8 protein-coding genes are annotated in these 10,591 nt (G+C 49.5%); 6 read left to right on the top strand and 2 right to left on the bottom strand.

The genetic code is table 11. From position 1 onward, the window contains the following. The first annotated feature begins 197 nt into the window (after positions 1 to 197). The 6 genes from DEF47_RS09295 to DEF47_RS09320 all read left to right on the top strand — a co-directional run bounded on the left by DEF47_RS09295 (position 198) and on the right by DEF47_RS09320 (position 7,032). The gene (locus tag DEF47_RS09295) at positions 198 to 1,814 is read left to right on the top strand and encodes an FAD-dependent thymidylate synthase (protein ID WP_012191826.1); all 1,617 of its coding nucleotides are present in this window, start codon (positions 198 to 200) and stop codon (positions 1,812 to 1,814) included. Positions 1,815 to 1,823: 9 nt separating this feature from the next. Next, a complete protein-coding gene (locus tag DEF47_RS09300) occupies positions 1,824 to 2,651 on the top strand; it encodes a TIGR02587 family membrane protein (RefSeq protein WP_012191825.1) in 828 nt (275 codons plus the stop codon). Beyond that, a complete protein-coding gene (locus tag DEF47_RS09305; protein ID WP_012191824.1) occupies positions 2,648 to 3,010 on the top strand; it encodes a hypothetical protein in 363 nt (120 codons plus the stop codon). The genes DEF47_RS09300 and DEF47_RS09305 overlap by 4 nt, the downstream gene beginning before the upstream one ends. A gap of 424 nt (positions 3,011 to 3,434) precedes the next feature. Further along, the gene (locus DEF47_RS09310) at positions 3,435 to 5,423 is read left to right on the top strand and encodes a cellulase family glycosylhydrolase (RefSeq protein WP_012191823.1); all 1,989 of its coding nucleotides are present in this window, start codon (positions 3,435 to 3,437) and stop codon (positions 5,421 to 5,423) included. Between the two features lie 300 nt (positions 5,424 to 5,723). Continuing rightward, entirely contained in the window at positions 5,724 to 6,128 is a 405-nt protein-coding gene (locus tag DEF47_RS09315; protein WP_012191822.1) for a GNAT family N-acetyltransferase, read from the top strand. 13 nt (positions 6,129 to 6,141) lie between these two features. Next, entirely contained in the window at positions 6,142 to 7,032 is an 891-nt protein-coding gene (locus tag DEF47_RS09320) for an ATP-grasp domain-containing protein (RefSeq protein ID WP_012191821.1), read from the top strand. A 52-nt stretch (positions 7,033 to 7,084) separates the two neighbouring features. On the opposite strand, the gene DEF47_RS09325 is transcribed toward DEF47_RS09320, so the two are convergent. Further along, positions 7,085 to 9,013, bottom strand: a complete 1,929-nt coding sequence (locus DEF47_RS09325) for an ELWxxDGT repeat protein (protein WP_012191820.1) — start codon at positions 9,011 to 9,013, stop codon at positions 7,085 to 7,087. 180 nt (positions 9,014 to 9,193) lie between these two features. After that, positions 9,194 to 10,591: ELWxxDGT repeat protein (locus DEF47_RS09330; protein ID WP_287045100.1), on the bottom strand; the 1,398-nt coding region annotated here is incomplete at its 5' end.

The following is a 10,591-nucleotide window of genomic DNA, read 5'->3' on the forward strand; positions in this document are numbered from 1 at the left end:
TTCCGTCCCGCCTCAAGGCGGGACGGAAGGGTGGTGAATCAATGCTTGAAACACTTGAAATCCTATAATAGCCACTTAAACCACATAAAAACTAGTTTGATCTATGCACCCTAGTAGCCATTCCCCAAAATTAACTCTTCTATCTCAGGATAAAATACCCAAGTTTGAAACAAAAAATCTATTATTGGAGAACTTCAATGCACGACCCTTGGGGCGATACATTTACCGCTGACGAGCAGGCGATTCTTGCGCCATTTGTCACTAATCTCGATCAGCCAATTTTTGGCTTGCGCAACTTACCTGAAGTTGTCAAAGGGGCGCTGTTCTCGCGCTATAGCCGTAGCGACAAAAGCTTGCGGCGGATGCTGCTCGATGAGTTTATTCAAGCGCCAGAGGCTGGTTTTCAGGCGATTGTTGGCCATGCTGCGGCTAACGGCAACGATCAACTGGTAGCAACCAAACAGGCCGAGGCTTTTTACGAACGGGTGTTGCTGGGATATGGCGATGATTCGGTGGCCGAGTTGGGCGGGGCGCACGTTGCCTGCGAAGGCGTGAGCAACATCGTCGCCAAAGCACTCGAAGATAGTCGCTTGGGCCTCGATCCGCTTGAAAAATCGACCCGTTATGTTCCCTTCGATCGCCAAGTGGCGGGCAAATATCGCTACCATCGGGTGGCTGAGCTTATGCAATCGCCCCATGCCACGCTCTATGAACAAACGCTTGATCAGTTGTTTGATACCTATCGAGTATTAATTGAGCCTGTGCAACGCTGGGTGCAAAGCGCCACACCACGCGATGCCAAAACCAGCGAACGGGCCTATGTTAGTGCCACTCGCGCCAAAGCTCTCGATTTGCTGCGTGGTTTGTTGCCAATGGCGACGTTGACCAACGTTGGTTTGTTTGGCAATGGGCGGGCTTTTGAATATTTGTTGACCAAATTGGCGAGCTCTGAGCATAGTGAGGTATGCAACGTTGGCGTTAATTTGCAACATGAGCTTGATCAATTAATTCCTTCGTTTGTGAAACGTGCCAAAACTGAGCGTGGCGCAGCCTATAGCCAATATCTCGCGACCATGCGCCAAGCAGGAGCCGCCTTCCAGCCCGAAATTCCTACAAGCAACGATCTACAAGCGGTAACCTTGGTAGAATTTGATCCTGATGCTGAGGCCAAGGTGGTGGCGGCGATTCTTTATCCGCATAGCGACCAACCGTTGGAAACCTTACAATGCTGGGCACGAAATTTGCCAACTGAAGAGCGCAGCGCAATTATTCGCGCCTATGTTGGCGAACGTGGATCGCGCTTCCATCGCCCAGGCCGCGCCTTTGAGGAAACCTACTATACCTTTGATTTCTTGGCCGATATTGGGGCATATCGCGATTTGCAACGCCATCGGATTTTGACCCAAGAACGCCAGCGTTATAGCGTGGTGCATGGCTACGCGGTTGCGCCTGAACTTGAGGCCGCTGGGGTTGCCGCTGCTTATTGCACGGCACTTGATCAAACGGCAGCAGCAGTTCAAGCGATCGAGGCCGATTTTCCGGCAGCCGCTCAATATTTGGTGCCGTTTGCCTACCGCATTCGTTGGCGTTTTCGTTTGAATTTACGCGAAGCCTACCATTTGATTGAGCTACGAGCTGCGCCACAGGGCCATCCCAGCTATCGGGCGATCGCTCAACAAATGTATTTGGCCCTACAAAAAATCCACCCAAGTTTGATCGAAGGCATGCAATTTGTCGATTTGGGTGAGCATGCTTTAGAACGTTTGGCGGCTGAACAACGCTTCGACCAAAAATTGGCCGAGCGTCAACAATAGGAACGAACTATGTGGCGGCGTGAATTCGATGATTTGCTGAATGGAATTGCTGGCGCGTTTTTGTTTGGCATTCCATTGCTCTATACCATGGAAGTTTGGGATATTGGCAGCGATCTCACGCCGCTGCATATGTTGTTGTACCTTGGCTTAACCTATGTTGCCTTGGTGGCGCTCAATCGTGCTACCGGTTTTCGGCGAAATAGCGACGAAACGTGGAGTCGTTCGTTGACTGATAGTATCGAAGCCTTGGCACTGGGCGCGTTGGTTGCTGGTTTCAGCTTAATTATTTTGCAGCGAATTACATTTGATCTGGCCTACGATGTGATTTTGGGCAAAATTGTTTTGGAAACTATGCCCTGTGCGATTGGCGTTGGTATGGCCAATGGTTTGTTGCGGCGTGAAGCTAATGATGAGCAGGAAGCTGAGCAACGCAGATTTTGGCATGCAACCTTGGTTGATGCAGGCGGCACGATGCTTGGGGCAACGGTGGTTGGACTTTCGATTGCCCCAACCGATGAGGTTGGCGTGATTGCTGCATCATTGCCGCCATGGTGGTTATGGCTGATTATGGCGGCTTCGTTGCTGATCTCATATGTGATTGTGTTTCAAGCTGAGTTTGGTGATCATCAGCAGCGCAGACGTGAACGCGGCTTATTTCAATCGCCGCTCAGCGAAACAATTGCCTCATACATTATCTCGCTGGTGTTTGCCTTAGTAACGCTGCGGGTGTTTAACCAGCTTGGGGCTGGCACATCGCTACATCAAGTGATCGATTACACAATTGTTTTAGGCTTGCCTGCTACGGTTGGCGGGGCCGCAGGGAGATTAGCCGTATGAGCCGTGAAACTCGCAGCACTGCCGAATGGATTTCACTGGTTATCTCGATTGGGCTATTGAGTTGTTTAGTTGGCTTGATTGGCTGGCTTTGGGTGACCGAGGGTGATCAGCCTGCCCAATTCAGACTTGAACTGGGCCAAGTGCGTCAGGTTGAGCAACAATTTTACCTCGATCTAACCGTGCACAATGATGGTGATCGGGCGGCAGCAGCGGTTGAAATAGTTGGCAGTTTAGATGATCTGCAAAGCAATGTCACCCTGGATTTGCTACCTGGTCACGCTGAGCAAACCGTTACCTTGATTTTCAACAGCGATCCTCAGTCGGCGAAAATTGCCGTTGTGGGCTATAGCGAGCCGTAACCTAGAAACCGCGAAGATCGCAAAGAACCTTATTTTGATCCACGAAGAGCACAAAGGACACGAAGGTTAAGTTTTTAGCCACAGATTGCCCAGATTATCTTGATTATTGCTCTATGCCACACACCTCAGATGCTCATCCTGTTGGAATTTCATCCCTCATCCCTTGATTCTCTGCGCCTCTGCGTTAAGCGATTGATCCACGAAGGTTAATTTTTTAGCCACAGATTGCACAGATTATTTTGATTATTGCTCTAATAGCCCATAGCCTGCACCCCGATCCCCAATCCCTACTATGTTCGATGCTCTATGTTCTATGTTCTTTGGTTGTCAATCTTTCAGCTTTTTATCAGCAGCAAAGCGAAGCAACCATGGTACACTACGCAACGTTGAGATGAACAATGGATTGTACAAGGGATAAACTGCAATGCACAAACGCTTGCTCCCTCTGGTGCTGGCGCTGGTGCTCGTCGTCACACCGTTTTTGCTAGCCAACCCCGCTACTCCCGCCGCTGCTGCCGAGATTCCATGGGGTGATAAATCAACGCCATTTGGCATGGTCGTGTCGCTGGGCAATCGCGTGCGCTCCGATGAAATGCCGACGATGATTCGCTTGATGCGTGAAGCTGGTGTTCAGTGGAACCGCGAAGAAATTTGGTGGGATCAGGTTCAGTTTGAGCCTGATGGTCCCTTTCGTTGGGATGGTGATAGTTCGCGCTTTTATAATTATGATCGGGCGATTCAGTTGCAAGCTGAGGCTGGCATCAGTATTTTGGGTTTGCTCGATTATAATCCTGCGTGGTTCAAGGGCCGTAACCCTCACCCCGAAGAATGGCTCAGCGATTGGGGCGATTATGTATATGCCACCGTCGCTCGTTATGGCCGTGATCGCGGGCAGATCAAATATTGGGAAGTTTGGAACGAGCCGAATCTGGTGCCATCGGGCTATGAGAGTGGCCTCTACAACGTTGAGGATTTTGTGCGGGTGCTGCAAACTGCCAGCGCTGCAATTCGGGCGGCTGATCCTGAGGCCAAAATTGTGCTAGGTGGGGTGGCCGATATTTGGAGCGAAATTCCCGAATTTGCCTATGATACTCCCGATTATCTCCAGCGTTTGTATGCGCTTGATGCTTGGCCAATGTTTGATATTTTGGGCTTGCATCCTTATCGTCCTGATGCACCCGAAGTGCCGGTGCTACGCCGCGATCGTACTCAAACCTACCGCGAACAGGCTGCCGAAATCGATGCCCTGCTAGCGCAATTTGGCAATAAGCCGATTTGGTATACCGAGGTTGGTTGGTCTACCGAAAGCGATGGGATTGTCAGCGAAGATGAGCAGGCAGCTTGGCTCCAACGCTTCTATCTGCTGGCCATGACCCATCCTGGGGTTGAAAAAATCTTCTGGTATGATTTTCGCAACGATACTGGCGATAACAGCAATTACACCCGCCCGATCAATGATCCAACTGAAAATCAATTTCATTTTGGTTTGTTGCGACGTACCTACCCCTTAAATTTTGATGATCAGCGTATTCGTAAGCCGAGTTATAGCGCCTACTACCACCTGACCCACAACTTGGGCGGGCTGAGTTGGCAAGCCAATTATGCGATGCCCTACGATGGCGGGCTTGGTTGGCAACACTGGACCAACGGCGATCGCTCGGTGGATATTTTGTGGTGGCTGCACGAAGCTCAATCACCGCCCTACCTTGAAATTCACTGCGATTGTAGCCATGTGCAAGTGCGAGCCTACGATGGAACCTTGCTGCGCGTGATCAATACCGAAACTGGCAATGTCAAAATCCAGCCTGATCAACGGGGTATGCCAATTTGGGTTGAATATGGCGGTTATAGCCGGACTGGCCGTACCTTCGATGAAACTCCACACTCAATTATCGGCGGTTTCCGCACCTATTGGGAGCAAAATGGTGGCTTGGCTCGCTTTGGCCTGCCCTTGACCGATGAATTAACCGAGCCTGGTGCTGGGCGAATTCCCACGATTGTGCAATATTTTGAGCGCAACCGCTTCGAGTTGTTTCCCAATAATCGACCTGAATTTCGCGTCCAACTTAGCCTACTCGGTGTACGTTCACTCGAACGCAATGGCGTTGATTGGCGTGGCCTGCCGCCAGCCCAAAATCCGCCTGCCGAATGTAGTTATTTCGTCGAAACCGGCCATAGTTTATGCTATCCCTTCAAAGAATATTGGGAGCAAAACGGCGGGATTGCGATCTATGGCTTTCCGTTGAGCGAGGCCTTTTGGGAATACGACCCAGTGCAGAATAAGGGCTTTTTGGTGCAATATTTCGAGCGCAATCGCTTTGAGCACCATCCTGAGCTAGCCGGAACTTCCTACGAAATTCAGTTGGGCTTGCTTGGCCGCCAACTGTACCAAAGCTGGGCGCAGTATCCCTGAAGCAGAGGTCAGGGTTCAGGAATCAGGGTTCAGAGATAAGCATTCACAACGATATGGTTATTCCTGCCCCCTGATCCCTAGCTACTTATCTTACAAGGGTAGGTTTTAACAATCGATTCGCATACCCTCACCCCCTAGCCCCCTCTCCCGCACGCGAGCGAGGGGGAACTATCGTATTTGAATATTGGAACTCCCCTCGCCCGCCGCAGTGGGAGAGGGGTTGGGGGTGAGGGGGCTAAAACCTACCCTTGTAAGTAGCCGCTTATCCCTCGTTGCTATGCTCTCAATTACGGAGTTGTTATGCCAATTGAATATAAACGTGATTTAGATGGTATCGACTGGGTACAATTAAAAGCTGAGCTTGCTGGCGATGATTTTGACAATGGCCGCACGCCTGAGCAATATCAACGTTCGTTTGCTGCAAGCTATAGCGTTTGCTTTGCACTCGATGGCCAGCGGATTATCGGCAAAGCCCGCGCCTTATCCGATGGCGTGTGCAACGGCTATATCGTCGATGTTTGGACGCACAGCGATTATCGTCGCCAAGGCATTGCAAGCCATTTAGTTAAGCAAATTCTAGCTGATTTGCAAGGCCAACACGTTTGCTTATTTACCGACGATATGCAAACCTTCTATCTGCAACTTGGCTTTGCCGAAGAAACTACCGGCATGTCGCAAGTGATCGGCCAATGGCTACATAAATAACAAAGGAGCAGGTATGGTGGTTGTCCTGAGTGAAGCAACCGTCCAGCATCAACACACAACGAATGCTCGTGAATTGAACCGAATTACTGAAACTGCCCGCATGCTTGGATTGCGGGTTTATTCATTGCCATCGGAGCCTACGCAATGGCAAGTGATCGACGATGTTTTAGCCTATGTTCCATCATTTGACCAGCCTCAAATAGGGATTTGGGTCGGTTATATTCCTACTCCAGCACAGTATACGGCGCTGTATCAGGCGGCATCAGCCCATAATATTTGGCTAATTAACACTCCTGAACAATACCAAACAGCGATGGAATTTGATCGTTTCTACCCGCTGCTTGAGCAACTTACTCCTGAGAGTTGCATCATTACTGAGCTTGATCAATTACCTACAGCGGTGGCTAGCCTAGGATTGCCAGTCTTTGTCAAAGGGGCAATTAAATCCAATAAAGAGCAGGGTTGGCAAGCCTGCGTTGCGACGACAATGGTCGAACTATATAGGCTTAGCCAACAGCTGCTGAGCCAACCAGCCCAATCGCGAGGGCGGGTTATTTTACGACGTTTGGTTCAGTTGCGAACCATTGATAGTGCCTATCAGGCATTTCCGCTAGGCCGTGAGTATCGAGTGTTTATCTATCGTCAACAGGTTTTGGCCTATGGGTTTTATTGGGATGAAACCTCGGCTGCTCAGACACTTAATCCAGCCGAGGTTTATTCGATCAAAACGCTAGCCTTAGAGGCGGCCCGTCGCGTCGCAACCCCATTTGTTGCAGTCTATATTGGGCAGTTGCACAACGGTGATTGGATCGTGATTGAGGTTGGTGATGGTCAGTTTTCAGGGTTGAGTCAAGTGTCGGTATTTGAGTTATGGAGTCAACTCAAAGCTCAATTGGCGATTTGAGCTGAAGCATAAAGCTGTGGCGCAATCGGGAATACTGCGCCACAGCTTTGAGTTATGGCCGAATATCCTTGACTAAGCGCAGGCCTTGAGCATCGCTGACCCAAAGCTCAGTGCCATGCTGCTGATCAGGTAAGCTAAAAAAGCTGCGTTGGGAATTACTGGCCGTATCTGATGGATAGAAGGTAAAGCTGGATTGACTCAAGACTGAGCCTTGATAGTGCATCGCTTGATAATCGGCGGTGCTGCGGTAAACCCGCACCCGATTGCTGAGCAATTCCCAGCCAATCAAGCCTTGGCCAGTATCCGCAAGCATGAGGTCGAGTGAGCTGAATTGGCGCAAACTGGCATCTGCATTCAGTATCCACCAGCCAGCCTGTTCAGTGCCTTGGTAAAGCTGGAGATAGAATGTATTATTGGCGCTTAGCAGGCGATAAGGACTCTTGCCAGCTAAATCAACTACTTGGGCTTTTTGACCATTGGTGCGCCAGAGGCTTGTGCCAACGCCTTGGCTTATCACCGTATAAAATACCTCGCCGTTAACCTGAGTGAGTTGCGAAGCCGGAATTGGATTACGAATACTGCCGGTAATCCACGGGTAAGTAGCCAAGTTTTGTTGCTCGCCAGTGCTCATGTTCAGTTTCCAGATGCCGAATGTGCCTTCATTGCTGGCTGCCACGATCAAATGCTGGGCATCCAAAGGCTCTAACTCAAACACACTATGGATTTCACCAGCAAAATTGCTGATTTGGCGTGTGCCTGCCTCAGTTCCATCAGTCCACCAAACTTGTGCACCCGCCTGAGCGTTTCTCGCCAAGAAGGCCATTCCGCCCGCCATGGGCGTATATTCTGTCCAAAAATAGCTATAGCCAGTTTCAACATTTGAGTGGCCTGCACCTGGATTAATGTCGCGGAGCAAACGAGTGCCAGCCGCGGTGCCATCGCTATACCATGGCTCAAGGCCACTCAGCCCATCGTTGGCGAAAAAGAGCACGCCATCACCTAAAGCGATCAAGTTGGTTATATATGGGTTGGAATTAGCTTGAATTGACTTAACCATTCGGGTATTCGCTGCGCTACCATCGCTAAACCACAATTCATAGGCCGTCTCGTTCAATTGCAAGAAAAAGACACCGTACTTGGCTGCTGCTAGTTGATATGGCCAATTTGATTCAGCGCCAACTTTCAGATCCTTGACTAAGCGTGTGCCAGCTTCGGTGCCGTCGCTTGTCCATAATTCGCGGCCATGCACGCCATCGTCGGCGGTGAAAAAGAGCGTATCGCCAACCAAGGTCAATTCTAATGGTTCAGCACTTGCGCCATAGGGCAATTGTAGCGATTCTTTGCCGACTAAACCTAGCAGCACTTTAAATTGATCGGGCTGGGTTGGATGCCACTCGAAACGGGCACGTTCGAAATATTGGGTGAGCACGCGATCACCATTGGCGTTGGTTTCTATGGCTGGCTCAGTCAGCGGGTAGCCAAATAATTGCAATGAACGGCCAAAGGCATCAAGTTTGGGATCGTTGAGGCCATGGTTTTGCCAATAGCTCATAAAACCGAGGCCATTGGCTTGGTTACAGACGTTGTGTCCAGTTGTTTCAAACCACAAACAGCCTGATGTTGCGCCAGCCTCGCGTGGCAACATTGGACTATCAATATTGCGATAGCGCAGCAGATCATCGCCCAAACGACCAAGTAGCACATCGTAGGGTGCAGCAAACTCAGGGTGCAATTCAAAGCGAGCACGCTCAAATTGCTGAGTTAAAAAGGCTTTTTGACTATCGTGATTATAGCCATCTTGGGCGCTGCTCAGTGGATAGCCAAAGACCTGCAAGCCGCCATTTTGCTGCCAATATTCGGCGAAGCGGCCTTCGATACAAAAGCCCGTTTGCTCGAAACATTGTTGTTCGGCGGCCCTGCTGGCTTGCGGCAAGCCCAAACTTGCAACCATCAGCACGAATAACATCCAACGTTTCATCATTATTCCTCCATATCAATATGGATTGAGTATAGAGAACTGGCTGACGAATCACGATGAAACTTGGCTGGTAAACGACTTTGAATCTACTTATAAGCTGAACTCAAACTGAAAAGCTGCTGAGTATAAAACAACTCCACCTGTAGCTACAAGTGGAGTGTTGAAGTTTATTGGGCGAAGCATTTATGGCTGAATATCTTTGACCATCCGCAGGGTGCTGCCATCGTTAGACCATAGCTCCGTGCCATACTGAAAACTAGGGATGGCGAAAAATCGATCATTGGTCGTATCAGGGAAGTATGTCTGCTTGCCCATAACTGAGCTACGATAGCGTAGGGCTTGATTTGGCCCATTAGTGCTATAGAACCGTAATCCTCCAGCGATCGATTCCCATCCCAATAGGCGATTGTTCGCGGCATGGATATGCAGTGGTAATGGCGTTAGTTGAGTCAACCCTTGGCTTGAATCGAAATACCACCAGCCAGCCTGAATGCCTTGAGGATTAGTCAGTCGCATATACAATTGATCGTTTGCAGCTACGATATGTTCGGCGTTGTAGCCTTGCAGATTGGGTTGGATGGTTTGATCGGCTTGGCCATTAGTTTGCCATAGGCTAAGCTCGCCTGCTTGGGTTTTGCTAAGGTAATAGACCTTTCCACCAGCTTGGGTTAGTTGTATAGCTGATGCTGGATTACGGGTTGTGGCAATTGCAGGATAGCTGGCTAATAGTTGCTGTTCGCCAGTAGCAAGCGTTATATTCCAAACCCCCATCGTTGTATTTTGATAGGCTGTTGCGATCAAATGTTGCTGATCTAACACTTCTAGCTCAAGCATACCAAATGAGATTGCTAAATTGCTGATTTGGCGAGTGTTGGCAATGCTGCCATCTGTCCACCAGATTTGATTGCCAATTTGGTTATTTTGGGCAAAAAAGGCCATACCTCCCGCGATGGGGGCATAGTCAACCCAATAAGATCCATAATTGTTGGAAACTGCTGAATCTGCAAGGCCTGGGTTGATATCACTCAGCAAATATGTACCAGCTTCAGTGCCGTTGCTATACCATGGTTCAATCCCATGAACTGCATCATTTGCCCAAAAGATGATCCCGTTGCCTAATGATTTGAGATTGTTGATCTTAGCGTTTGGAACAAAGCTTTTGATTAAGCGTGTGCCAGCTTCAATGCCATCGCTATACCATAATTGATAGTCCTTATCCTGCTTGTTGACGGCAAAAATAACGCCCTGATTGACAGCGGCTAATTCATAAATTCCACCCCACTCAGTGCCAACGCTCAGATCTTTGACCAAGCGTGTGCCAACCTCGGTGCCGTCGCTTGTCCATAATTCACGGCCATGCACGCCATCGTCGGCGGTGAAAAAGAGCGTATCGCCAACCAAGGTCAATTTTGATGGATCGGCACTTGCGCCATAGACTAATTTTTGCGATTCTTTGCCGACTAAGCCAAGCAGCACTTTGAATTGATCAGGTTGGTTGGGATGCCACTCGAAACGGGCGCGTTCGAAATGTTGGGTGAGTACACTATCGCCATTCGCATTGGTTTCTATGGCTGGCTCAGT

The sequence above is a fragment of the Herpetosiphon sp. genome, from assembly GCF_003512625.1.
Classification (GTDB): domain Bacteria; phylum Chloroflexota; class Chloroflexia; order Chloroflexales; family Herpetosiphonaceae; genus Herpetosiphon; species Herpetosiphon aurantiacus.

What these genes read in the sequence shown, in the direction of transcription:
- DEF47_RS09305 (WP_012191824.1), top strand. Translation starts at nt 2,648, where the DNA reads ATGAGCCGTGAAACTCGCAGCACTGCCGAATGGATTTCACTGGTTATC.
- DEF47_RS09315 (WP_012191822.1), top strand. Translation starts at nt 5,724, where the DNA reads ATGCCAATTGAATATAAACGTGATTTAGATGGTATCGACTGGGTACAA.
- DEF47_RS09310 (WP_012191823.1), top strand. Translation starts at nt 3,435, where the DNA reads ATGCACAAACGCTTGCTCCCTCTGGTGCTGGCGCTGGTGCTCGTCGTC.
- DEF47_RS09295 (WP_012191826.1), top strand. Translation starts at nt 198, where the DNA reads ATGCACGACCCTTGGGGCGATACATTTACCGCTGACGAGCAGGCGATT.
- DEF47_RS09300 (WP_012191825.1), top strand. Translation starts at nt 1,824, where the DNA reads ATGTGGCGGCGTGAATTCGATGATTTGCTGAATGGAATTGCTGGCGCG.
- DEF47_RS09325 (WP_012191820.1), bottom strand. Translation starts at nt 9,013, where the DNA reads ATGATGAAACGTTGGATGTTATTCGTGCTGATGGTTGCAAGTTTGGGC.
- DEF47_RS09320 (WP_012191821.1), top strand. Translation starts at nt 6,142, where the DNA reads ATGGTGGTTGTCCTGAGTGAAGCAACCGTCCAGCATCAACACACAACG.